General features: G+C 69.1%; 24 protein-coding genes and 1 pseudogene. 19 read left to right on the top strand and 6 right to left on the bottom strand.

Going from position 1 to position 23,063, the window contains the following annotated elements; translation table 11 throughout:
* Positions 1-80: 80 nt before the first annotated feature.
* Positions 81-476 (bottom strand): hypothetical protein, encoded by a 396-nt coding sequence (locus OG702_RS22800; protein ID WP_327290772.1) that lies wholly within the window; start codon positions 474-476, stop codon positions 81-83.
* 256 nt (positions 477-732) lie between these two features.
* Positions 733-1,596: a 16S rRNA (cytidine(1402)-2'-O)-methyltransferase gene (gene rsmI, locus OG702_RS22795; RefSeq protein WP_327290771.1), complete on the bottom strand. Its 864-nt coding sequence runs from the start codon at positions 1,594-1,596 to the stop codon at positions 733-735.
* A gap of 148 nt (positions 1,597-1,744) precedes the next feature.
* Here rsmI and OG702_RS22790 point away from each other — a divergent pair, with 148 nt between their 5' ends.
* The 3 genes and pseudogenes from OG702_RS22790 to OG702_RS22780 form a co-directional block, all read left to right on the top strand.
* The gene (locus tag OG702_RS22790; RefSeq protein WP_442814512.1) at positions 1,745-3,469 is read left to right on the top strand and encodes a dolichyl-phosphate-mannose--protein mannosyltransferase; all 1,725 of its coding nucleotides are present in this window, start codon (positions 1,745-1,747) and stop codon (positions 3,467-3,469) included.
* Positions 3,470-3,718: 249 nt separating this feature from the next.
* A complete protein-coding gene (locus OG702_RS22785) occupies positions 3,719-4,282 on the top strand; it encodes a hypothetical protein (RefSeq protein ID WP_327290770.1) in 564 nt (187 codons plus the stop codon).
* Positions 4,283-4,342: 60 nt separating this feature from the next.
* A pseudogene (locus tag OG702_RS22780) lies at positions 4,343-4,591 on the top strand (winged helix-turn-helix domain-containing protein); the annotation flags it as partial.
* 174 nt (positions 4,592-4,765) lie between these two features.
* Here OG702_RS22780 and OG702_RS22775 read toward each other — a convergent pair.
* Together OG702_RS22775 and OG702_RS22770 are read right to left on the bottom strand one after the other, a co-directional pair.
* Positions 4,766-6,016, bottom strand: coding sequence for an XRE family transcriptional regulator (locus tag OG702_RS22775; RefSeq protein ID WP_327290769.1), 1,251 nt, complete (start codon positions 6,014-6,016; stop codon positions 4,766-4,768).
* Positions 6,017-6,170: 154 nt separating this feature from the next.
* The gene (locus OG702_RS22770) at positions 6,171-6,536 is read right to left on the bottom strand and encodes a winged helix-turn-helix domain-containing protein (RefSeq protein WP_327290768.1); all 366 of its coding nucleotides are present in this window, start codon (positions 6,534-6,536) and stop codon (positions 6,171-6,173) included.
* A 639-nt stretch (positions 6,537-7,175) separates the two neighbouring features.
* On the opposite strand from OG702_RS22770, the gene OG702_RS22765 reads away from it, so the two are divergent.
* The 16 genes from OG702_RS22765 to OG702_RS22690 all read left to right on the top strand — a co-directional run bounded on the left by OG702_RS22765 (position 7,176) and on the right by OG702_RS22690 (position 20,379).
* Complete coding sequence (locus OG702_RS22765; protein WP_327290767.1) at positions 7,176-7,622, top strand: transcriptional regulator; 447 nt, start codon at positions 7,176-7,178, stop codon at positions 7,620-7,622.
* A gap of 111 nt (positions 7,623-7,733) precedes the next feature.
* Positions 7,734-7,907 (top strand): hypothetical protein, encoded by a 174-nt coding sequence (locus tag OG702_RS22760; protein ID WP_327290766.1) that lies wholly within the window; start codon positions 7,734-7,736, stop codon positions 7,905-7,907.
* The gene (locus tag OG702_RS22755) at positions 7,904-8,260 is read left to right on the top strand and encodes a hypothetical protein (protein ID WP_327290765.1); all 357 of its coding nucleotides are present in this window, start codon (positions 7,904-7,906) and stop codon (positions 8,258-8,260) included. The genes OG702_RS22760 and OG702_RS22755 overlap by 4 nt, the downstream gene beginning before the upstream one ends.
* 147 nt (positions 8,261-8,407) lie before the next feature.
* A complete protein-coding gene (locus OG702_RS22750; protein ID WP_327290764.1) occupies positions 8,408-8,704 on the top strand; it encodes a hypothetical protein in 297 nt (98 codons plus the stop codon).
* Positions 8,701-9,660: a DUF2637 domain-containing protein gene (locus OG702_RS22745; RefSeq protein WP_327290763.1), complete on the top strand. Its 960-nt coding sequence runs from the start codon at positions 8,701-8,703 to the stop codon at positions 9,658-9,660. Before OG702_RS22750 ends, OG702_RS22745 begins: the two co-directional genes overlap by 4 nt.
* Positions 9,657-10,292: a GGDEF domain-containing protein gene (locus tag OG702_RS22740; RefSeq protein ID WP_327290762.1), complete on the top strand. Its 636-nt coding sequence runs from the start codon at positions 9,657-9,659 to the stop codon at positions 10,290-10,292. The genes OG702_RS22745 and OG702_RS22740 overlap by 4 nt, the downstream gene beginning before the upstream one ends.
* A complete protein-coding gene (locus tag OG702_RS22735; protein ID WP_327290761.1) occupies positions 10,292-10,678 on the top strand; it encodes an RRQRL motif-containing zinc-binding protein in 387 nt (128 codons plus the stop codon). The genes OG702_RS22740 and OG702_RS22735 overlap by 1 nt, the downstream gene beginning before the upstream one ends.
* A 144-nt stretch (positions 10,679-10,822) precedes the next feature.
* Positions 10,823-13,078, top strand: a complete 2,256-nt coding sequence (locus OG702_RS22730) for a cell division protein FtsK (protein ID WP_327290760.1) — start codon at positions 10,823-10,825, stop codon at positions 13,076-13,078.
* Between the two features lie 245 nt (positions 13,079-13,323).
* Positions 13,324-13,470 (top strand): hypothetical protein, encoded by a 147-nt coding sequence (locus OG702_RS35545; protein ID WP_442814510.1) that lies wholly within the window; start codon positions 13,324-13,326, stop codon positions 13,468-13,470.
* 22 nt (positions 13,471-13,492) lie between these two features.
* The gene (locus tag OG702_RS22720) at positions 13,493-13,687 is read left to right on the top strand and encodes a hypothetical protein (RefSeq protein WP_327290758.1); all 195 of its coding nucleotides are present in this window, start codon (positions 13,493-13,495) and stop codon (positions 13,685-13,687) included.
* 26 nt (positions 13,688-13,713) lie between these two features.
* Positions 13,714-14,319: a DUF6197 family protein gene (locus OG702_RS22715; RefSeq protein WP_327290757.1), complete on the top strand. Its 606-nt coding sequence runs from the start codon at positions 13,714-13,716 to the stop codon at positions 14,317-14,319.
* Between the two features lie 90 nt (positions 14,320-14,409).
* Entirely contained in the window at positions 14,410-15,315 is a 906-nt protein-coding gene (locus OG702_RS22710; protein ID WP_327290756.1) for a bifunctional DNA primase/polymerase, read from the top strand.
* Positions 15,312-16,619 (top strand): DUF3631 domain-containing protein, encoded by a 1,308-nt coding sequence (locus tag OG702_RS22705; RefSeq protein WP_327290755.1) that lies wholly within the window; start codon positions 15,312-15,314, stop codon positions 16,617-16,619. The genes OG702_RS22710 and OG702_RS22705 overlap by 4 nt, the downstream gene beginning before the upstream one ends.
* 223 nt (positions 16,620-16,842) lie before the next feature.
* Positions 16,843-17,034: a helix-turn-helix transcriptional regulator gene (locus OG702_RS22700; protein WP_327290754.1), complete on the top strand. Its 192-nt coding sequence runs from the start codon at positions 16,843-16,845 to the stop codon at positions 17,032-17,034.
* 85 nt (positions 17,035-17,119) lie between these two features.
* Positions 17,120-18,385 carry a tyrosine-type recombinase/integrase gene (locus OG702_RS22695; RefSeq protein ID WP_327290753.1) on the top strand — a complete coding sequence of 422 codons (1,266 nt, stop codon included), beginning with the start codon at positions 17,120-17,122 and terminating at the stop codon, positions 18,383-18,385.
* A 302-nt stretch (positions 18,386-18,687) separates the two neighbouring features.
* Positions 18,688-20,379, top strand: a complete 1,692-nt coding sequence (locus OG702_RS22690; protein ID WP_327290752.1) for a penicillin-binding transpeptidase domain-containing protein — start codon at positions 18,688-18,690, stop codon at positions 20,377-20,379.
* Positions 20,380-20,493: 114 nt separating this feature from the next.
* Here OG702_RS22690 and OG702_RS22685 read toward each other — a convergent pair whose 3' ends face one another.
* Both OG702_RS22685 and OG702_RS22680 read right to left on the bottom strand, forming a co-directional pair.
* Positions 20,494-21,624 carry a cytochrome P450 family protein gene (locus tag OG702_RS22685; RefSeq protein ID WP_327290751.1) on the bottom strand — a complete coding sequence of 377 codons (1,131 nt, stop codon included), beginning with the start codon at positions 21,622-21,624 and terminating at the stop codon, positions 20,494-20,496.
* Entirely contained in the window at positions 21,588-23,063 is a 1,476-nt protein-coding gene (locus OG702_RS22680; RefSeq protein ID WP_327290750.1) for a cytochrome P450, read from the bottom strand. The genes OG702_RS22685 and OG702_RS22680 overlap by 37 nt, the downstream gene beginning before the upstream one ends.

Raw genomic sequence — 23,063 nt, 5'->3', positions numbered from 1 at the left:
CCGGAACGGGGGCACATTGCCGCGGACCGGGAAGGCGGCGTCCATTGCGGGAAGACGGCGCCCATTGCGGAAGGCGGCGTTCATTCCCCCGCTTTTTCACCCCCGCGCCTGCGGTGCGGGAAGTGCAGTGACGGCCAGTGGTGCGACGGCCCCGCCGCACCCTGCGCCGCCCGGCGCGCCGCGGGCCCGGCGGCGGCCACTCCGGCGACCCGCCCGGGCGGCATGATGCGCACCCGGTGCCCTTCGCAGTTGTCGCACGTGGGGTGGGTCAGCGGGGAGGGCACCAGGGTGCCGTCGGCGAGATAGGTCACGTAGGAGCGGCCGGCGGTGTCGACGTGGTGCTCGATCTCGTAGGCCTGCTCCCAGCCGTGCCCGCAGTTCATGCAGGCGAAGGAGTACGCCTCGTGCACGACGTCCGTGCCGGGTCCGGCGGCGGGCCGCGGCGCCCTGGGCCCGCTTCCCCTGGTGTCGCTCATGTGCAGCTCCTGCGTGCCCTCCGGGCGCGGCGCCCGGACCGGGACTTCCCTCGCCCCAGCGAACGCCCCGCACCGGGCGGCCGCAGCAGGCGTGGACGACTCTTGAGCCAGATTTGGGATCTATGAGGGGGATGGCCGGTATTGCTTTGCCGAGCCCTCGGTTTAGTCCCTGTGACGCTGCTCATAGCGCCGGGGACTGCTGTGAACTCCCTGTGCGCCGGCCCGGAAAGGGGGTCCCCCGGGGTCTCACGAGGTCTCACACGGCGCCGTGTTTGGCGGCGACCACCGCGTCGAAGACCTCCCGCTTGGGCAGCCCGGCGTCCGCGGCGACCGCCGCGATGGCCTCCTTGCGCCGCTCGCCTGCCGCCTCGCGCGCCGCGACCCGGCGGACGATCTCGGCGGGGTCGAGGTCGGCGGGGCCGGGCGCCGGCGCGCCCTCGACGACGACGGTGATCTCGCCGCGTACACCGTCCTCCGCCGCCCAGCGGGCCAGTTCGGCCAGCGGGCCGCGCCTGACCTCCTCGTAGGTCTTGGTCAGCTCGCGGCACACCGCCGCGCGCCGCTCACCGCCGAAGACCTCGGCCATCGCCGCGAGCGTGTCGTCGATGCGGTGCGTGGCCTCGAAGTAGACCAGCGTCCTGCGGTCGGCGGCGACCTCGCGCAGCCGGGCCAGCCGCTCGCCGGCCTTGCGGGGCAGGAAGCCCTCGAAGCAGAAGCGGTCCACCGGCAGCCCGGAGACGGCCAGCGCGGTCAGCACGGCGGAGGGCCCGGGCACCGCGGTGACGGTGATGCCGCGCTCCACGCAAGCGGCGACCAGCCGGTAGCCGGGGTCGGAGACCGACGGCATGCCGGCGTCGGTGACCAGCACCACCCGGGCACCGCCGGCCAGCGCCTCGACCAGTTCGGGCGTGCGGCCGGCCTCGTTGCCCTCGAAGTACGACACGATCCGGCCGGTCGGCTCGATGCCCAGCGCCTGGGTGAGCCGCCGCAGCCGCCGGGTGTCCTCGGCGGCGATGACGTCGGCGCCGGTCAGCTCGGTGCCGAGCCGCGGCGGGGCGTCCGCGGGGTCGCCGATGGGAGTTCCGGCCAGTACGAGGACGCCTGCGGCTTGCGTGGTCACCGCCCAAGCTTCCCACCCGCGGCGACCGCGCCGGTCCCCGCCCGCGAGCACCGGCCGGGCCGGGAGCAGACGCCCGGGTTTACGGACAAAAAGGGGCGCCGGGCGCCGACCTCATCACATTTTCAGAGGCGTTCCCTACGATGGGCCGGTGACGAGTGAGACCGCGACGCAGGACCGGGCCGCAGAGGCTGTTCTGGAACAGCCGCATCCGAGCCCCTGGGCGCAACGGCTGCGCAGGTTCGGCTACGCGGAGAGGCCGCGGACCGACACCCGCGAGCGCCTGGTGCCGCCGTTCCCCGAGCCGGGTACGAAGATGTGGCGCTCGCTGGGCGCGAGCCAGGAGGTCTCCTACCTGCTGGCCAGGATCTCCGGCTGGCTCGGCCCGGTTCTGGTGGCGGTCTTCGCGGGCGCGCTGCGCTTCTGGCACCTGGGCACGCCCCGCGAGGTCGTCTTCGACGAGACGTACTACGCCAAGGACGCCTGGTCGCTGCTGCAGTTCGGCTACGAGGGCACCTGGCCGGACGCCAAGATCACCAACCCGGACCTGCTGGGCCATCCGCAGACGATCCCGCTGTCCGACGCACCCGGCTACGTGGTGCACCCGCCGGCCGGCAAGTGGGTGATCGCGGTCGGCGAGTGGATGTTCGGCATGAACCCCTTCGGCTGGCGCTTCATGATGGCCGTGCTCGGCACCCTGGCGGTGCTGATGCTGTGCCGGATCGGGCGGCGGCTGTTCCGTTCCACCGCGCTGGGCTGCCTGGCCGGGCTGCTGATGGCGGTGGACGGCCTGGAGTTCGTGATGAGCCGGATCGCGCTGCTCGACCTGGTGATCATGTTCTTTGCACTCGCGGCCTTCGGCTGCCTGCTGGTGGACCGCGACTGGTCCAGAGCCCGGCTGGCCCGGGCGCTGCCGGTGGACGAGTCCGGCTGGGCGGGTCCCGACCGGCGGGTCGGCGACCGGGTCGGCATGGGGTGGCGCCCGTGGCGGATCGCCGCGGCGGTCTTCCTCGGCCTCGCCGCGGCGAGCAAGTGGAACGGCCTGTACTTCCTGGCCTTCTTCGTGATCCTGACCCTGGCCTGGGACATCGGCGCGCGCCGCCTGGCGGGCGCCCGCCGGCCCGTCCTGGCCGTGCTGCGCAAGGACTTCGGCTGGTCGGTGCTGACCATGATCCCGGTCGCGCTGCTCACCTACCTGGCGACCTGGACGGGCTGGTTCCTGTCCGACAAGGGCTACGGCCGGCACTGGGCGGACAACCGCGGCGGCACCTGGTCCTGGATCCCGGCCCCGCTGCGCAGCCTGTGGCATTACGAGTACGAGGTCTACCAGTTCAATGTGACGCTGCACACGCCCCACCCGTACCAGTCCAATCCGTGGAGCTGGCTGATCCTCGGCCGTCCGGTGTCGTACTACTTCGAGTCGCCGAAGCTCGGCCAGGACGGCTGCCACAGCACCGGCGGCTGCTCGAAGGAGATCCTGGCGCTGGGCACGCCGCTGCTGTGGTGGTCGGCGTGCTTCGCCCTGCTCTACCTGCTCTACCGCTGGCTGCTCCGCCGCGACTGGCGGGCGGGCACCATCCTGTGCGCGGTGGGCGCGGGCCTGCTGCCGTGGTTCCACTACCAGGACCGTACGATCTTCTACTTCTACGCCGTCGCCTTCGTGCCCTACCTCTGCCTGGCGGTCGCGATGATGGTGGGCGCCTTCCTCGGCCCGCCGGGTTCCGGCGAGGGCCGCCGGATGTGGGGCGCGGTCGGTGCGGGCACCCTGGTGCTGCTGATCATCTGGAACTTCATCTACTTCTTCCCCATCTACACCGGCATGACCATCCCTTACAGCGGCTGGCAGGCCAGGATGTGGTTCGACTCCTGGGTCTAGCCAGGTCAATGGCACAACGAGGTGCCCCGCGCTGGTTCTCCAGCACGGGGCACCTCGGTCGTTGTCGGTTGTCACAAGTGGGTGTGGGCCGTCACCGGACGGCCCACAGACGGCCCCTGCGCGACGCGAGTGGCGACTTAGGTCGGAGCCGTCAGTTCGATCACCAGCCCCCACAACACGTGAAATCGTGCTCGCGACCATCACCACATGTGCAAATATTCTTGTACCGGCTACTACCCAGGGGGGCACATGCCTGATTTCGTCGACGACCCGAACCTTTTTCGCGCAATTGGTAGGGTGGCAGCTGAGAGCGCACAGTTCGACGAAGTGCTGCGTGAGATGATATCCGAGCTAATCGACGGGGCTCGAACCTCGTGGGTCCTATTTGAAGGGCAGACCAGTGAGTGGTTGAGCGAAAACTTTAAGGCGATACTCAGAGAGACGCTGAAAACCGAAAATTACCGACCCAAGTTCCAGTCTCTCTTTGCAGACATGGGGCAGCTTCGCGCGTTGCGCAATGCAGTTATACACGGCACTTGGGTGACCGCCCCGGTTGGCGGAGAGCCCACGGAAGAATATTATGCTACTCGCCCGTGGGGAAATGCAGACAAAAGTACACCCTTGTACTACTGCATGAGGAGTCGCATGAGAAAGGGATTCGAGGAGCGGGAGTTCACTCCATCCGACGTAGATGAACTCGCCGATAGGATCGCCGCCACCCGACAGGATATTGTTGACCTGTACAGGGAATTGCTAGAATCGCTGGATTGGGGAACAGCACTTGCTCGGTGGCCTTCTGCACCCCGGGGGTAGCCGATCGCCTCACGGAAACCTGATACCTCACCGAAGCAATTAAAGGGAACGAAGAGTTCAATGGGACCGAAGACGAGGCAAGCTTACGATTCCATCCGGGCGCGTCTTAAATACGGCGAATTCAACCCTGGCGACAAAATTCCATCGGAACGCACCCTCGCCGAAGAACTAGGAATTGGCCGAACGGCACTCCGCCAAGTCCTATCTCGACTCGTCGTCGAAGGCGCGCTGGAGGTTCGTGGGCGGAGTTCGTATCGCGTACCCGGAGGCTCGCCCCTCGAAGCCCCCGAAGAGCTTGAAGCAATCCGAGCAACCTCACGACCTGTGGTCGCCCCCGTCTGATCTGCGCGAACGGTCCACCGTCGTCCGTGGTTGTTCGCCACTGTACGCGGCTGTTGTAGCGCAGTTAGACACGCAGCGGGGAACGCGTACGGCGGCCCCCGACACATCGGGGACCGCCGCGGTGAGGGCCGATCCTTGTTGCTAGGCCGGCAGGAATCCGGGCCGCGCCTTGCCTAGATCGTGTAAATGCGTCAGGTAGTCCTGAGCTGCCGGATCTGTGGGGTAGCGGTCTTTGACGACGGCCGCCAGTTCCCTACTCACCATGAGGAGCGACGGGACCGATTGCCGGTCGCCGACGAGCGCGCGTTCTCCGTACGCGAGTGCCTGTTCTAGGTCGCCTTCACGGGCTGCGGCTACTCCGAGGGTGATGCGCGCTTCTGCGTTGCGCATCGGTGAGTGCTCCGCGTCGTCAAACTCCATGCCGAGACGAAGAACCTCCTCCGCGAGCGTGCGGGCCAGACGGTCTTCGCCCAACAACCGGTAGCAATCCATGCTGTAGAAGTCGAACTTTGCGGGGTCCACAACGAAGTGATTGTCGAGGTTGTCGGGATGCGGCATCCCTTCGAGAAGCCGCCGACCGCGGTCGAGCGCGACTTCCGTTTGACGACGGTCTCCGATGCGTGCCCATGCCTTGGCTTCTTGTGCCGCAAGCTGCACGGCAACGCCGTGGTTGGGCGCGATGGCGGCACCCGTCTGTGAGGCTGCAATAACGCCGCGGTAGTCGCCTGTCGTGAGGGCGAACCAGGCGCGCATTTCGTGAGCCCATCCCTGGATCTCTGCGTTTTCCGCTTCGTGAGCCAGGGAAAGTGCCGCTCGACGCGTCGATTCGGCCGCGCGCCTACCGCCGCTGTCGTATTCGACGCATCCGACGAGGAGCGCGAGCCAGCCGGAGAGGGTAAGCACCTCGCGGTGCTGCGCGAGGGTGAGCCGTTGCCCTTGGAGTTGACCGACGCGGCGAAGCCAAGCGCGACCTTCAACGATGAGCTGTTCGCTCGGGAGGAATGCGTACTCGGAGCACAGCCTGTCGGCCGTGATGCGCAGCGCTTCAATTGTGGCGTTATCAACGTCCGACGCTTGCAGACGGCTCACGATCTCAAGTGTTTCCATGCCGCTAGCCGCCGCGATTTCCGCGTTTGCATCACGCTTTCCCTTCAAGGGAAACAGTGCGTGAGTGACGGTTCCGAACATGGCCGCGATGATCGGCTGGTAGAACGTGCCCGGCATCGCGGCACCCGTCTCCCAACGCTTCCACTGTCGGAGCATGTTCGCGTCGTCCGGCAAGTCCTTGGGTGAGTGCGCACGCAGTGCGCGGACGGCTTCGGCCTGAGACCAGTCGCGTGATTCCCGCTCGGCAACCATGCGCCGTGCCCAAGACGGTCGATCGTCGCTCATTCGCCCTCCTCCGGGTGTGCTCCGATCTGACTACGGCGGACCTGGTGACAGTCAAGGTGACACGGCAGTGACACCGGGGGTGTCCGCCCTGTCCATTCCTGACCTGTCGGTGTCACTGTGCGTGCCGTTCCTGGCAACCCATTGTGGTTGTTGTTCAAGCGTCGCCCGGGTCGGACTTCTTCTCCAGTTGTGCGACTCGGGCACTGAGCTTCTGGACTTCGGATCGGAGGGCGTCGATGGACTCGCGCACATCATCAGGACTGTTCACTGCGGCGTCACTCTCGCGATCCGAGCCTACGGCGAAGTGTCCTCGGTTGGGGACGGAGAAGATCAGCCCTTCTGTCCTGAGCGTGGCCAACCCCTTCTTGACCGTCTCTTCGGCAATGCCGAAGCGATCGGCGAGCGCCTTGATCGAAGGCAGCTTCTCTTCCGGGGCGTACGCGCCCTCTTGGAGTTCCTTGCGCAACGCGTCCGCGACCTGCACTGACGGCAGGCGCGGACCGTCCTTGGCAATCGTCATGCAACCAGCGTATCTGGCAGCGTGCGCTAGTCCACACTGCTGGATGGGTTGCCAAGACAGTGTGGACTAGTGCACGCTAGCTCGTGAAGCGCCCGGAGGACCCGGTGACAGGGGTCCGAAGGAAGTGCCTGGATCTTGAGAACTGAACAGTGAACTTCGACGGGTGAGACTCCCGCCCCCGTGACGACCGGGTGAGGCTCGTCGGCAGCGGTCCCGAGCGTCGGCTCGGTACGTACCGCACATCGGCTCTGGGGAACGCCCTTCCATGGGGTGCCACCTGATGTGAGCTGCCCTGCTCTTGCGCCAGGTAGAGAGATGGTGCACCCGAAGAGGGCTCGGGACTGGCACGCCGCAGCAACGGCCGGCCAGTGCAGTCCTCACACCAGTGACCACAGTCCCTGACCTCTGCCTTTGCAAGGCAGAGGTCACGGGCCGTGGCCGCTCGTGGCGAGTGGTCCAAACGAGTGCGGCCCCGGTGGGCAAACACCGGGACCGCGTACAGGACCTGTTGGGAGGACCTGTGTTCATCAGTCTGACAGAGGAAGAGTCCGCGGAACTGTCGCGGAAGGTCGCTGAGGCTAACAAGCGCAGCGAGAACGGGAGCGGCAAGTGAGTGCCGCTGCCGGTACATTCGCTGCGGTGTTCGCGGCCCTGTATGTCGCCCACAGTGTGGGGGATCACTGGGTTCAGACGTCCGCTCAGTCCGCGGCCAAGGGTCGCCCCGGCTGGGTCGGTCGGTTGGCCGGTGCCCGGCACGTCGCGACCCTCACCGCGACCAAGCTGGTCGTTCTGCTGCCCGCGGCCGTGCTGCTGGGTCTGCATCTGTCGGTGTGGGGCCTGTTTGCCGGGCTGGGAGTCGACGCGGTGACGCATTGGTGGGCGGACCGTCGCACCACGTTGGCGTGGCTGGCCACACGGACCGGGAAGGCCGAGTTCTACTCGCTCGGCACCGGTGCGCACCCTGCCCATCCGGTTACCGGTGAGGGCAAGCCCGCCGCGCATTTGGGGACCGGTGCGTACGCGCTTGACCAGTCCTTCCACCATCTGTGGTTGCTGGTCGCCGCGCTGCTGATCACTCTGCTGTGACCGGCTGACGGTTGTCTGATCCGCTCACCTGCCGGTGCGTCCGGTGGGTGGGCGGTGACGGAGAGCCGGACAGTCCGGCCCGCACCACACGGCAGCGGAGGAACCCACCCGATGGGCCTGTTCAAGCGCGAAACCCACGAGACCACCATCCAGGACTACGGCTTTGGCAACTACGGCTTTATCTGTTCCTGCGGCGCCTACGGCCGCTCCGGCCCCTCCCGCGGCGAAGCGGTAACCAAGGCCAACCTGCACAAGCAGACGATCAACGGGAGTGGTCGCCGGTGACGTACAAGATTTCCGACCGCGATCGGCACGGCTGGCAGCGTCAGGCGGTCGTTGCCTTGGTGGCGATGCTGACCCATGGCTACAGCGAGGGTCTGCCGGCGTTGCATTGGTCCATCGCCACGACCGGGACTCTGATCGGCGAGGCGCACGGCTTGGGTGTGGGCGTGGTGGAACAGCGTGCTGCGTTCGATGCGTGGGCCGACTACCTCAACGCCGACCGCTGGCAGGAACGCACCGATGCCGACGGCACCACACACCTGCACGCGGTCTTCACCTGGCGTCAGAACGACCGGGTGAAGGGTGCGATCCGTGCGGTCGTCTTCGCTGCTACGGACGACAGTGCGCCTGCGTGACCCGTACGACCAGCCCCGGACCCGGCGTGATGCTGCCGGATCGGATCCGGCTCGGGGCACTCCCACCATGAACGGCGCGCACCCCCGGAGCGACTACTCCGGGGGTGCTGGTTGGGCCGTTCCCACCGTCTAAGGAGTGCACGACCCATGAGAAGTATCGTCGCAGGCCATGTGGCTGTCACGGCCACCGATTTCGTGGAACTCGCGCTGGGCACCCCGCTGGAGTTGTGGCTGGGTGTCGATGGCGAGACCGAGGAAGAGCGCGCCGCCCGGCTCGCCGCGGCGGCCGACATCCTCGCCGACGACCCCACCATGCCCGACCGGGTGAGCCGGGTCGCTGTCGAGGTGATCGAGGCTTACGCCCCGCACCTGTTCAACGTCTCCGTGCTGCCCCTCCCGACCGGTCGGCGGCGCCGCGGTTCCCGGAAGGGGGCTGCGGCATGAGCGCCCCGGAGACCGGGCGGACCGACCTTCCGCCGCTGTCGCGAGTTGACCGGGTGCTGCTGGTCGCGGCAACGGTGCTGGGTGTGGGTGTGGGCGGCGTGGGGCTCGCCATGTCGTTCGACACGGTCTCTGCGGCCGCTGCCCGCTGGGGCTTCACGACGCCGGGCATGCTGCCGCTGGCCATCGACCTGGCCATCCCGGTGTTCACCGTGATCAATCTGCTGTTGATCCGCATGGACATGCCACTTGCCTGGGCGCGGTTCGTGCCCTGGCTGCTCACGGGGGTGACGTGCTGGCTGAACATCGCCGCGGGCACGTCGCTGTCGGCGAAGGTCGCGCACGGCACGATGCCGCTGCTGTGGGTGGTGCTCTCCGAGGTCGCAGCGCACGTCTACGCGGCACGGATCGGTGCAGTGACCGGCCGTCGTATGGAGAAGATCCGCCGTTCCCGCTGGCTGCTCGCCCCACTGTCCACGTTCACGCTGTGGCGACGGATGACGCTGTGGGAGATCACCTCCTACAGCGACGCGCTGGCCCGGGAGCGGGGACGGCAGCTCGCCCGCGCGGACCTGCGGTCGGAACACGGCCGCCGGTGGCGGGCCAAGACCGACCGCCGTACCCGCGTGCTGCTCAAGCTCGGGGAACTCGCCCCCGCCGCCGACCCTGAGCCGGTCCCGGTGCCCGGTGGCGTGGACCCTGCCGCGCCGCCGGTCGGGCCGAAGGCGTCCGCGCGCAAGCGGTCCGCGAAGCCTGCGGCGAAGTCCGGTCGGCGTTCGCTGGATGACGTGCTGACCGAGGCCCGTGCGGTCACCGCCGGGTGGCCGTTCGAGCATCTGACGGCGGACCGTATCCGGCAGGCCGTGAGTTGCGGCGCCGCCCACTCCCGGGCCGTCCGCGACACCCTGCGCGCCGACCGTACGACCGGCCACAACGGGCCGCGGGCGGTGGCGGCATGAGCACCCTGTTAGCTGCCGCGGTGGCCGGCATACCGCTGGCCGCGGGCTGGTCGGCCCACCTGCTGTGGTTCCGGCACCGGTTGAACACGGCTCGCCGTGACCCGCTGACCGGGCTGTGGACGCGGGACGGCTTCACCCGCCGCGCCACCGTTCTGCTGCGCGACCCGCGCGCGGTGGTGGTGCTCGCCGATGTGGACCGCTTCAAGCAGGTCAACGACACCCACGGGCACGCCGCGGGGGACGCGCTGTTGAAGGCGACCGCGGACCGGCTCGCCCACTACACCGGCCCGCACGGGGTTGCCGGGCGGCTGGGTGGTGACGAGTTCGCTGCGGTGCTCATCGACCAGCACGGCACGGTCGGCGACATGCTTGCCGTGCTGGGTGGTGTGCTCGCCCGGCCTGCGGCCGGTCTTGACCCTGCCGTGCACACCACGGTCTCGCTCGGCTGGGTCCGGACCGCGGACTTCCCCGGCGAGGGACTGCCGGAGTTGCTGCGCCGGGCCGATGAGGCGATGTACGCGGCGAAGCGCGCCCGCGCCGGTGTCCGCCGGGCAGGGATCGGCAGCCTGTTCGCGACGCTTGCGGGGCGCCGGTCCGGACGGCCCGGTACCGCCGGATCGGCGGTGGCGTGATGTCCCCGACGTTCGGCCGGTGCTACGACCCGACCGGCGCCACCTGGGGAACGCCTACGTTCCCGTGGCGGCTCGCCCCGGACGGCATGGCGACCCGCCGGCAGTTGCGGGCGAAGGGGCTGCGTCCCGGTGGTCAGCCGGTCGCTGCTCAGATCATGCGCAGTTCCCGGCGTCGCAAGACCGGCTACGCAGTCGCCTACCTCTACCGCATCGACTTGGCAAAGCCGGTCCGGCCGATGACACCCGCGAAGTGGGCGGCGCACGCTGCGGCGATGCTCGCCCGCCGCACCTGCCCGGTCTGCCGCACGGATGCCGGATACGTCATCCCCGGGTCGCTCGGCAGTTGCGTGCCCTGCGCCTACCCCGACGAACAGCGCGCCGCCTAGCTCAGCCCAGCCCCGGCGATCTGCCGTGAGGGCGCCGCATCGAATGCGGCCCGGGGCACGCACCACATAGCGGGGTCCGGACGGTAGGCCGTCCAAAGCGCCATCCGGACCCCTCCAACCCCATGTGTCCGGGAAGGACATTCAGTGAATCACGAGGAAGAGAACGAACTGTTCCACCGGCTCGAAGCCGATATCGCCGCCAACTTCGGCGGTGACGTGGTCGACCTGGGCAAGGCGCGCGCCGCCCGCGAGTCGGCCGACACCAACCCCACCGAGTCCGACCTGGTACCCGACACGTCGGGTACCAGCAACCCCGACGCGTCGTCCGACGCGTCGGGCGACACGATCATCGTCACGGGTGACGCTGCGTCGGGTCCGGGCGGGTCGCGGGTCGGTCGTCCTGTCGACCCGAAGAACCTTCCCTCGCCGGGGGTGCGGTGGGACAAGCGCAAGCCGATCCTGCCGACGTGGCTTACGTCCAAGCCGGGGTTCGTGTCCACCACGCAGCGCGCGGCGAGCAACGCCTTCTACGCTGCCGCGTACCACTCGATCCGCAGTCCCTGGTACGCCCTGCGGCTGACCTCCTACGCCCCGCGCGGTGCCGCGCGGATGGTGGGCGATACCCGCCGTTGGGTGTGGGACACCGAAGGGGCGCCGCTGCGCGCGTATGAGGTGGCCAGGGAGAACACCGCGGAGTACCTGAAGCTGTCGAGGCAGCGTGATGACCGGGTGCGGCTGCGAGTGCTGGTCACGGCCGTGTCCATCGTGTTCGGTGCGGTGTTCGCCCTGGCCCTGTACATCATGGCGCCGCTGTGGCTGGGGGCGTTCGCCTCGGCTGCGGTGCTGGTCGCGGGGTTCTGGGGGGCGCCGAAGGACCATCCGGTCATCGGGCCTGCGGTGCTGCGGACCGAGCTGGAGAAGCTGACCGGGTCGATCGTGCTGCGCGGTCTGGACAGCGTCGGGAACGCCAAGATCTCCGCCGCGCTCAAGAAGGGCGGAGACATGAACGGGATGCGGTTCACCTCGGAGATCACCCGTGACGGACCCGGCTACCGCGCCGACCTCGATCTGCCCTACGGGGTCACCCCGCAGGACATCATGGAGTCCCGGCCGGCGCTCGCGTCGGGCCTGCGCAGGAAGGTCGGCTGCGTGTGGCCGTCCGCTGACCCGACCGAGCACGACGGCCGGCTGATTCTCTGGGTGGGCGATAAGCCCATGAACGAGACGAAGAAGCCCGCGTGGCCGCTGCTGAAGTCCGGCACAGTGGACCTGTTCAAGCCGGTCGTGTTCGGCAACGACCAGCGCATGAGCGACGTATCGGTGACGCTGATGTTCGCGTCCGTCATCGTCGGCAGCGTCCCGCGGATGGGCAAGACGTTCCTGATGCGGCTGTTCCTGCTGATCGCCGCATTGGACCCGCGTTCGGAGATCTACGGATTCGACTTCAAGGGCACCGGTGACTTCGGCGCCCTGGAACCGATCTGCCACCGCTACCGCGCCGGGGACGAAGACGATGACCTCCTGTACGTGCTGAATGCTTTGCGGGAACTGCGCGAGGAACTGCGCCGCCGGGCGAAGGTCATCAAGTCCCTGCCGCGATCACGCTGCCCGGAATCCAAGGTCACCCCGGAGCTGGCCAACGACAAGACGCTCGGACTGCACCCGATCGTCGTGGGCTTCGATGAGTGCCAGGTCCCGTTCGAGCACGACAAGTACGGGGCGGAGATCGAGGAGATCTGCACCGACCTGGCCAAACGCGGTCCCGCGCTGGGCATCGTGGCCCTGTTCGGGACGCAACGCCCGGATGCGAAGTCCCTGCCCACCGGTATCAGCGCCAACGCGGTGCTGCGGTTCTGCCTGAAGGTCATGGGCCAGCCTGCGAACGACATGGTGCTGGGCACGTCCATGTACAAGGCCGGCTACCGCGCCACCATGTTCAGCCGGACCGACCGCGGTATCTGCTGGATGGCCGGCGAGGGAGACGACCCCCGCATCGTGGCGTCCGCGTTCGTGGACGCGGTCGGTGCCGAACTGGTCGTCAAGCGGGCCAGGGAGATGCGCGAGGCGTACGGGAACGTCACCGGCCACGCCATCGGCCAGGAACCCACCGCCACCGAGACCGGCTTCGACCTGCTCACCGATGTCCTGCGGGTCATACCGGCCGACGAAGACAAGGTGTGGAACGAGAAGATTGCTTCCCGCCTCGCCGAGCTGCGGCCCGAGGTCTACGGCGGCTGGAAGGCCGCAACGGTCGCGACGAACCTGAAGGCGCACGGCATCACAGCGCAGGACGTGTGGGGAACCACCGGCGCCGGCAAGGGCACCACCCGCCGCGGTATCGTCCGTGCCGACCTCACGACTGCAATCACACAGCGTGACAAGAAGCAGTCCGGGGGCTGACTCGGAAGAGTGCTAGGTCTAGCACCGCCAAGTGCTAGACCTAGCACCTCTACTAGCACCCCGCCCAGCGCCTGAGCTGCGATCTCGCACCTAGCAGCCGACCTGCGCAAACACCCGAAACCCCGCCTGGAAGGCATCCCGTGACTCTCCTCCTCCTTGCTAGCGCCTGCCTGCTCATCGTCACACTGTGTTACGCGAGTCTGTGTGCGGCCCAGCCGTTCGCGGACTGCCGCCGCTGCGGCGGCATGGGCCACGCGACCAAGGTCACCCGCCGCGGCACCGTCAAGCGAGGCAAGCCCTGCCGCCACTGCAAGACCACCGGCAAGCGCATACGCCGCGGACGCCACCTCTACAACCTCTGGCACCACACCTACGACCGCGGCACCCGCTGACCACCGATCGGAGATCCCGCCCGTGATCCTGTCCATCTCCGCCGTGCTGCTCTTCGGCGTCGCGTCCCTCTTCGCGATCCGCGCCAAGTCCACCTCGTTCGGCGCCGCCCTGGTCGTATTCCTCTTCGGCTTCTACGCCGCCGCCACCGGCGCCGCCGGACCCATCGATCAGGTCATGGCCAGCCTCGCCCACTCCCTCGCACAGATGCGCACCTGACCGTACGGAACGGAGAACCCCCCGCCATGACCCACACCACCACCCCGCCCACCGCCGCCGCGCTGCCGCGGCTCGCCGACGTTGACACGCTCGGTGCTGACCTGGTCGACCAGATCGAAGCGTGGCTCACCGACCCGGCCCGCACCGCGCACCGGCTCGTCACCGCGCCCACCGCAGATCTTGTGGCCGAAGCGCTCGCCGACCTCACCCCGACCACCCCGACGACTGCGGCCGGCGTGATCCTGCCCGGCGGGTTGTGGCGGATCCTGCCCGACCGGCTGCTGTTCCTGCACCCCGCTCGCCGCGGCGAGGGAGTCGCGCGCCTGCGTATCCCGGTCGCCGACCATCTCGACCTCACCGCCGCGGTGCTGGAGCAATGGGGATGGGCACAGACCGGGACCCGCATCCGCACCGCCACCGGCCGCCGCTGCATCCTCGGTGCCCAATACACCGTTTTCCGGCTCGGCTACGGCACCCACGACACCGCCACCACCGCAGGCCACCACATCAACGCGCTGTTGCGCTCCCGCGGAATCAACCTGCCGTTCCCGCAATGGAACGACCAGCCCCACATCGGCCGCGAACAGGCGCTCGCCGTGGTTCGTGCCGCCGCCACCGCTGCCCGCACCTGACTTCGCCCGGGACGGCCGCCGCATCTCGCCAAAGAACCGCGGCCGTCCCGGCTCACCCGCTCCACAACAAGGAACAGGAGTACCCCCAGCATGACCCAAGCCACCCGATCCGCGCTGCTGTCCGCGGCGCTCGCGGTCGCCGCACGCGGCTGGCCCGTCATCCCGCTTCGCCCCGGCGACAAGCCCCCCGCCCTACATGGCGCGCGCACCTGCCCCCGAACCGGGGACTGCACCGCCGGGCACCGCACCTTCGAGCAGCGCGCCACCACCGACCCCGACCGCATCGAGCGGTGCTGGTCGGCCGGACCGTTCAACGTCGGCACCGCCACCGGCCCCGCCGGGCTTGTCGTGGTCGATCTCGACACGCTCAAGCCGAAGGACAAGAAGGGCACGCCTGACGGCGCGACATCCTTCCTGGCGCTCTGCGAGCGCGCCGGACAGGCCGTCCCCGATACCTACCGGGTCCGGACCCCCAGCGGCGGACAGCACCTGTACTTCACCACCCCGCCTGGTGCCCGGCTGCACAACACCGCGGGCACCCTCGCACCCAAGGTCGACACCCGCGCATGGGGCGGACAAGTCGTCGCCCCCGGCAGCATCACCCGAACGGGCCTGTACGCCGTTGAGAGCGACGCACCCGTTGCAGACCTACCCGGCTGGCTACACAGCGCCCTGACGGCCCCTCAGAAGTCGTCTACGGCCGCAATCCGGCTCATGCCCACCCGTAACGGGAACCGGCTCGCCGCTGCCGTGCTCGAACGCGAGACAGCCGCGGTCGCCGGAACCGGCGAAGGCGGCCGGAACGCCGAGTTGCTGCGCGCGGTCCGTGCGGTCGGCCGGTTCGTGGCCTGGGAAGACCTCGACCGCACCACCGTAGAGATGGCTTTTCAGGCCGCGGGCGAGTCGGCCGGACTGCCGGCAGCCGAGTGCCGCACCACGATCCGCAGCGCACTGGACTGGTCGATCCGCACCGCCCGCACCCGGGAGAGCGCATGACCAGCCCCGAACCCCGCCCCGGGCTGAAAAGCCTCACCACCACCCCCGACCAGACCAGCTCCGCCGAACCGGCCGGCACTCCCACCGGCAGTGGGGCGCCGAAGGTCGCCGCCCGCCAGGGCGCCCTGTCTGCTGTTGGCCCTGGCCCGCAGGTCATCGACGGCGCCGAGCTGCTGGCGGAAGTCGAGGCGTTCCACCGGCGCTTCAACATCTTCCCCTCGGATGCCTGCTACGTCGCGGTGGCGTTGTGGGACGCGCACGCGCACCTGCTGGACGCGTTCGACTCCACACCGCGCCTGGCGTTCCTGTCTCCCGAACCGGGATCGGGGAAGTCGAGGGCGCTGGAGATCGTAGAGACGCTGGTGCCGCGGCCGATGGTCGCGGTGAACGCGTCCGCCGCGGCCCTGTTCCGGGCGGTGTCCGGTCCGGACGGGCGGCCCACCATCCTCTTTGACGAGGTCGATACCGTCTTCGGCCCGAAGGCGGGGGACAACGAGGAACTGCGCGGATTCCTCAACGCAGGCCACCGCCGGACCGGTGTGACGTACCGGTGTGTGGGCGACGGCGGGAACCAGACCGTGCAGGCCTTCCCCTCCTACGCCGTGGTGGCTGTCGCCGGACTCGGCTCACTCCCGGACACGATCCTGACCCGCTCGATCATCATCCGCATGCGGCGCCGCGCCCCCAACGAGAAGGTGGAACCCTTCCGGCAGCGCATCCACGAACGCCAGGGCAACGCCCTGGGCAAGCGGCTCGCCGCATGGGCAGAGCAGATCCGCGGCAGCATCGAAGGGGTCTTCCCCGCCATGCCGGACGGGGTCACCGACCGGCCGGCCGACGTGTGGGAACCGCTTCTCGCGGTCGCCGACGCTGCGGGGGGAACCTGGCCGGACCGGGCACGGGCCGCGTGCGTGGAACTCGTCACGGCCGCGAAGGTCGATGACAAAGGCTCACTCGGTATCCGGCTGCTGACCGACCTGCGCGACCACGTATTCAACGGCATCGACCGGCTTCCCACCGTCGCGATCCTCGACAGGCTGTGCAGCCTTGACGAGTCGCCGTGGGCGGACCTGTACGGCAAACCGCTGGACGCCCGGCGGCTGTCGAAGATGCTGCGCGACTACCAGACCGCGGACAACACCCCGATCACCGCCCGCAACATCAAGAGCAGCATCACTCCCGGAGTCAGCAGCGTCATGAAGGGCTACTACGCCACCGACCTGCACGACGCGTGGCAGCGGTACTGCCCCCCACCCCCGGAAAGTCCGCTACCTCCGCTACCTGATCTTCAAAACGCACCCTGAGCTGCGCGGACCCGGTAGCGGATACGCACCCCGCTATCCGCTACCTGTCCGCTACCAGCACCCCACATCCGCTACCGGCCACCCGTCGCCGGTAGCGGACCCATCCGCTACCGCTACCCCGATCCGCTACCTGATCAAGGCCCTGACCAGGGCGGTAGCGGAGGTAGCGGAAGTAGCGGACCTGGCAGGACAGGGCCCCGGCCCCAAATCTCGGAGGACCCGCGTGTCCGCGCTCCCCGATCACTTCCTCACGCCCGAAGAACTCGCCGACGTATTGCGTCTGCCGAGCGTCGAAACCGTCTACGCCTGGCGCAAGAAGCGCACCGGACCGCCCGGATTCCGCGTCGGTAAACACCTGCGCTACGACCCCGACGCCGTACGCACCTGGATCGACCAGCAGACGCAAGCTGCCTGACTCACCCCGCTCAGACCACCACGGCCGGTGGCGAGCACACCTGCTCGCCACCGGCCGCCGCCATACCTTCCAGGAGTCGCCACCCATGGCAGGGCATATCCAGGACCGCTGGTACAAGACCGTCACCACCCCCGATGGCAAGTCCATCACAGTCAAGACCGACCGCCACGGAACAGGCATGCGGTACCGCGCCCGTTACATCGGCCCGGACGGAACCGAGAAGTCCAAGAGCTTCCCCGATCGACAGAAGCGCCTCGCCGAAGCCTGGCTCGCCAAGACCAAGGCCGACATGGAAGGCGGCCACTACGTCGACCCCAAAGCCGCCCGCACCACCTTCCAGCAGTACGCCGAACGCTGGGCCGCCAGCGCTTCGGGCAGCATCGGTGGGCGAGACGCGATCGAACGACAACTGCGCCTTCACGTGAACCCGCTCATCGGGTCGCGCCCGTTGGTTGCCTTCCAGCCTGCGCACGTTCGCGACTGGCTTGAGGAGTTGAAGAACACCGCGCCAACGGAGTCGTACCGCCGGATCATCTTCGGAACGGTGTCCACAGTGTTCGGCGCCGCGGTGGATGACCTCCTGATCCCACGTAACCCGTGCCTGGCCAAGTCGGTCAGGGCACCCCAGGGGGCCCCGTCGCGCATTACGCCGTGGCGGACGGAGCACGTTTTCGCGGTCCGAGGCGCGTTGCCCAAGCGGTTCCGAGCTATGGTCGACATCGGCGGCGGCTGCGGTTTGCGTCAGGGCGAGATCTTCGGCTTGCCGGCCGACGAAGTGGACTTCGCGGGCGAATGGCTGGCCGTGCGCAATCAGGTCAAGCGTGTCCGCGGCAAGCTCGTGTTTGCCCCGCCCAAACGGGGCAGGCTCCGCGACGTTCCTCTGCCGGCTACTGTCGCGGCTGCGCTCCGCGCCCACATGCGGGAGTTCCCGACCGTCAAGGTCACGTTGCCGTGGATCACGCCGACCGGGCCTCTCGTGACCAAGGAACTGGTGTTCACTGGCAATACGGGCAATACCGTACGGGCAAGCTACTTCGATGACTTCATGTGGAAGCCTGCCCTGGCCACCGCTGGCCTCATCCCGAAGCCTCCGCCTGGCGAGCGCTACCCGGCCGCACGCGAGCACGGCATGCACGCCCTGCGGCACTTCTACGCTTCGGTCCTGCTGGACGCCGGGGAGACCATCAAGGCCCTGAGCACCTACCTCGGCCACAGCGACCCCGGCTTCACACTCCGCGTGTACACGCACCTCATGCCGAGCAGCGAGGGCCGCACACGGAAGGCCGTGGACAACGTGTTCCCGGCTCTTGATGAGCAGCCGGACGGCCCACAGACGGCCCCCGGCACGTAGGCTCCCCCCTGGTCAGTGCGTCTGCCCTGGCCAGGGGTCTACGTGCCCAAGGAATCGGAATTTCATCTACTTCTTCCCGATCTACACCGGCATGACGATCCCCTACACCGGCTGGCAGGCCAGGATGTGGTTCGACTCCTGGGTGTGACCAGGCGAGCGTCGAGGGCGAGGGTTCCCCGTGCAACACAGCAGGGACGAAGCCGTGTTGCTTTCGAGACCTGTCCTGTCACACCCGTCCCGTAAAGTGCCCCCTGGACACGCTCATTTGAACGTGTTCAGGGGGTGGGAAGAGGGGGGTCTCGGTGCCCGTACCAAGGAAAGTCAAGACCGGTGTGATCGGTGCGGTCTTCATCACGATGCTGGGCGTCGCCGTGTACGGCGGCTACAACATCTACACGAGCCTGGACGACAGCGAGGGCAGCAAGCCGGCCGCCGCCACCGCCAGTGCGGGCACTCCGCTCAGCGCCAAGGACGTCACCAGGACGGCGGCCGACTTCCTGGCCGCCTGGTCAGCCGGTGACGACGAGAAGGCCGCCAAGCTGACGGACTCCGTCCAGACGGCCTCCGCGGCGCTGGCCGACTACCGGCAGAAGGCGAGCATCAGCAAGATCACGGCCACGCCGATCCCGACGGACAGCGCGACCGACTCGACCACCGCGCCGGACCCGTCGGCGCTGACGGTCTCGTTCGCGGTCAAGGCGACCATCTCGTACGAGAAGCTCGCGCCGAAGGTCTGGACGTACGACTCGACGCTGAAGGTCAGCCGCAACACGGTGGGCGACCCGGCGGTCAAGTGGGCGCCCGACGTCATCGAGCCGGACCTCAAGGACGGCCAGTCGGTGGTCACCGGCCTGGCGAGCACGCCCGAGGTGGATCTGGTCGACCGGCACGGCAAGACCATGACGGTCCAGCAGTTTCCGGGTCTGACCGACGTCTTCACCGACCTGCGCAAGCGCTACGCGGACGCGAACCTCGGCGGCACCCCCGGCATCGAGACCTACGTGACCGACGACGGCGGCGCCGTCGTCAAGACGCTCTACGTGGTCAAGCCGGGCCAGAACGCCAAGCTCGAGACCACGCTGGACGCCGGGATCCAGGCGGCGGCGGAGAAGTCGGTGCGGAAGTACGGCCAGTCGGGGGTGACCGCGCTGGACACCCGCGACGGCACGATCCTGGCGATGGCGGCCAACCCGCCCGGCGGCACGAACTACGCGTTGGCCCTGCAGCCGCCCGGCTCCACCTTCAAGATCGTCACGGCGACCGCACTGATGCTGGCGCCGGTCACCTCGGACACCCCGCGGCTGACGCCCCAGTCGACGTCGCAGTGCGTCGACGGCTACGCGGCGCTCGGCGGCAAGAAATACCACAACGTCACGCCGGACAAGCTGAACGCCACGCTCGCCTGGGACTTCTCCAGGTCCTGCAACACCGGCTTCATCCGGCTCTCGAAGTATCTGGACCAGGATTCGCTGGCCCAGGTCGGCAAGAAGTACTTCGGCCTCGTCGGCGACTCCCGCCCCTGGTACGTCGGCACCGGCACCACCGACGGCAGCATCCCCGGCGGCACGGGCGACGAGATGACGTCGGAGATGATCGGCCAGGGCCAGGTCCTGATGAACACGCTGAACATGGCGTCGGTCGCGGCCACCGTCCGGGACGGCCGCTTCCACCAGCCGTCGATCCTCCAGGACACCGGCCTCATCGACAAGCGGGAGACCCTCAGCGCCACTCCGCTGCCGCCCACCGTCCGGCAGAATCTGATGTCGATGATGCACCTGACCGCGACCGCGGGCACCGCGGCGGGCCTGCTGAGCGGCGTGAGCAGCCCCTACGGTGCCAAGACCGGCTCGGCGGAGGAGAACAAGGACGACCTGCCCACCGGCTGGTTCACCGCCTACAGCGGCGACGTGGCAGCGGCGGCGATGGTGGTCCAGGGCGACCACGGCAACAAGTCCGCCGGCCCGATCGTCGCGGACGTGCTGCGCGCCTCGTAGCCGCGACGCCCCGTCAGGAGCCGCCGACCCACCCGCGCCGGCGGCTTCCGGCAGGCGACGGTGCCCCCGCCCGCGGCGGACCGCGGACGGGGGCACCGTGGGGAGGGACGCGGCTCAGCCCAGGAGCACCGGCAGCCGCGCGTGGCCGTGCGAGATGAACGACTCCACCGGCGGCAGCTCCTCGTCCGGCACCGCGAGCGCCAGGCCCGGGAAGCGGGCGAAGAGCGCCGGCAGGGCTATCTCGGCCTCCAGCCGGGCCAGCGGGGCGCCGAGGCAGAAGTGTGCGCCGTGCCCGAAGGCCAGGTGCTCCTTGTTGGCCCGGGTGATGTCGAACCGGTCGGCGGTCGCCCCGTGGTAGGCCGGGTGGCGGCCGGCGGCGGCGTACGAGGCCAGGATCGCCTCGCCCTTCTTGATGTGCACCCCGCCGGCCGTGATGTCGTCCACCGCGTAGCGCAGCGGCAGGCTCGCGACGGGCGCCTCGGCCCGCAGCGTCTCCTCGATCACGTCGCTCCAGCCCGCTCCGCCGGCCCTGACCAGCTCCAGCTGCTCGGGGTGGCGGAGCAGGGCGTGGACAGCGTTGTCGAGCAGGTTGACGGTGGTCTCGTGGCCGGCGCTGATCATCAGGATCAGGGTGTCCACGAGCTCGCCCTCGGTCAGCCGGGAGCCGTCCTCCTCGCGGGCGGAGATGAGCACGCTGGTGAGGTCGTCGCCGGGCTTCTCCCGCTTGCGGGCGACCAGGCCGGAGAGCACCTGGTGGATCCCGGTGAAGGTGGCGACGGCGTCCTCGGGGCTGATGGCGGTGTTGAAGATGTTGTCGACCAGCCGGCGCAGCTCCGTGCGGGTCTCCTCGTCCTCGATGCCGAAGAGCTGGCAGATCACCTGGATCGGGATCGGGTAGCAGTACGCCTCGCGCAGGTCCACCGGCTCGCCGGCCGGCGCCGCGGCCAGGGCGTCGAGCAGGTCCCCGGTCAGCTGCTCGATCCAGGGGCGCAGCGCCTCGGTGCGGCGGGCGGTGAAGGCCACCGACACCAGCTTGCGCAGCCGCCGGTGGTCGCCGCCGTAGGCGGTGAACATGTTGGTGACCGCGACCCAGGTGAACAGCGGCCAGTCAGGCGTGATCTCGCCGTTGGCCCAGGCCGACCAGTGCTGCCGCGGGTCCTTGGAGACGCGCGGGTCGGTCAGCAGCTCCTTGAGCAGCGCCTGGTCGCTTACCGCCCACGCCTGGACCCCACCAGGAAGCTCCACCAGCGTCGCGGGGCCGCGTTCGCGGATGCGGGCTCCCTCACCGTGTATGTCCCGACCTGCCGGGTCGATGACGAGGGGGGCTGCGGCGTCGCGCTCGGCGTCGGCGGGGCGGGCTGGGTAGTCCATGCGGGGGCTCCTGAGGTCTCTTCCGCGGCGGCCGGCGCGGAGATGGTGATCGGCGGGAAAACGACAGGCAGAGCGACCAGAGCCCGGTGGAAGGGACCCTGCCGCCACTCCAACTGTCCCACCTCGCAGTCGAGTTCGATATCCGGCAGCCGGTCGAGCAGCTTCTCCACCGCGACCGCCGCGATCAGCCGGGCCGGGCTCTTGGCGGGGCAGGTGTGCGGGCCCGCGCTCCACGACAGGTGGGCCCGGTTGCCGCCGCGGCGCTCCCCGCTGAGTGCCGGATCGGTGTTGGCGGCGGTGAAGCTGACCAGGATCGGGCGTCCCGCGACCAGCTCGACGCCGTCGACCTCGGTGTCCTGGATGGCGTAGTGCACCGCGTAGTTCGCCAGCGGCGGGTCGCCCCACAGCACCTCGTCGAGGGCCTCGTCGACCGGCATGCTGCCGCCGGCCAGGTCGCCGGCGAAGCGGTCGTCGGACAGCAGCAGGAGCAGCGCGTTGCAGATCAGGTTCTGCTCGGGCTCGGTGCCCGCGCCCACCAGCAGGACGAGCTGGTGCAGCATCTCCTCGTCGCTCAGCCCGGCCGGGTGGGCCATCATCCAGGACGTGACGTCGGCGCCGGGCTGGCGGCGCTTGAGCGCGACGAGTTCGAGCATGCCCTCGGTGAGGAGCTGGTTGGCCTTCTCCGAGTCCGCGTCGGCGTCGAAGATGCCGGACATGCCGACGACCAGCTTGTCGCCGATGTCGGCGGGGCAGCCGAACAGCCGGTTGAAGACCAGCAGCGGCAGCAGCGCCCCGTACTCGCCGAGCAGGTCGGCGTTGCCGCGGGCGCCGATCCGGTCGATGAGGATGTCGGCGCTGTCCTCGACGTAGCCGCGCAGCGCGTTGGGGTCGACCTGGCCGAGGCTGTCGGTGATCGCCCCGCGGTAGCGGGCGTGCGCCTCGCCGTCGGACCACAGGGCGTTGGGCCGGTACCCCATCATCGGCACCACCGGGCTGTCGGCCGGTACGGAACCGTCCTCAAGCGCCCGCCAGTTGCGCGGGTCCTTGGAGAAGCGCTCGGGGCTGCGCAGCACTTCGAGCGCGCTCTGGTAGCCCAGCACGAGGTCGGCGTCGACGCCCGGCGCGATCTCCACCGGGGCGACGCTGCCCTGCTTGCGCAGCGCCGCGAAGGTCGCCTGCGGGTCGGCGGCGTGCTCCGGCCCGTAGAGGCGCAGGGCGCCGCTGCCGGCGTGCGCGGGGCAGCCGGGCGGCGGTGCGGGGAAGGCCGCGGGGTCCGGGGCTGATGCGGGCTCTGGCGCGATCGGGGACGTCAT

The sequence above is a fragment of the Streptomyces sp. NBC_01198 genome (assembly GCF_036010485.1).
GTDB lineage: Bacteria > Actinomycetota > Actinomycetes > Streptomycetales > Streptomycetaceae > Actinacidiphila.
The sequence above is the reverse complement of the archived record's forward strand: the minus strand, read 5'-3'. Positions and strand labels throughout refer to the sequence as shown.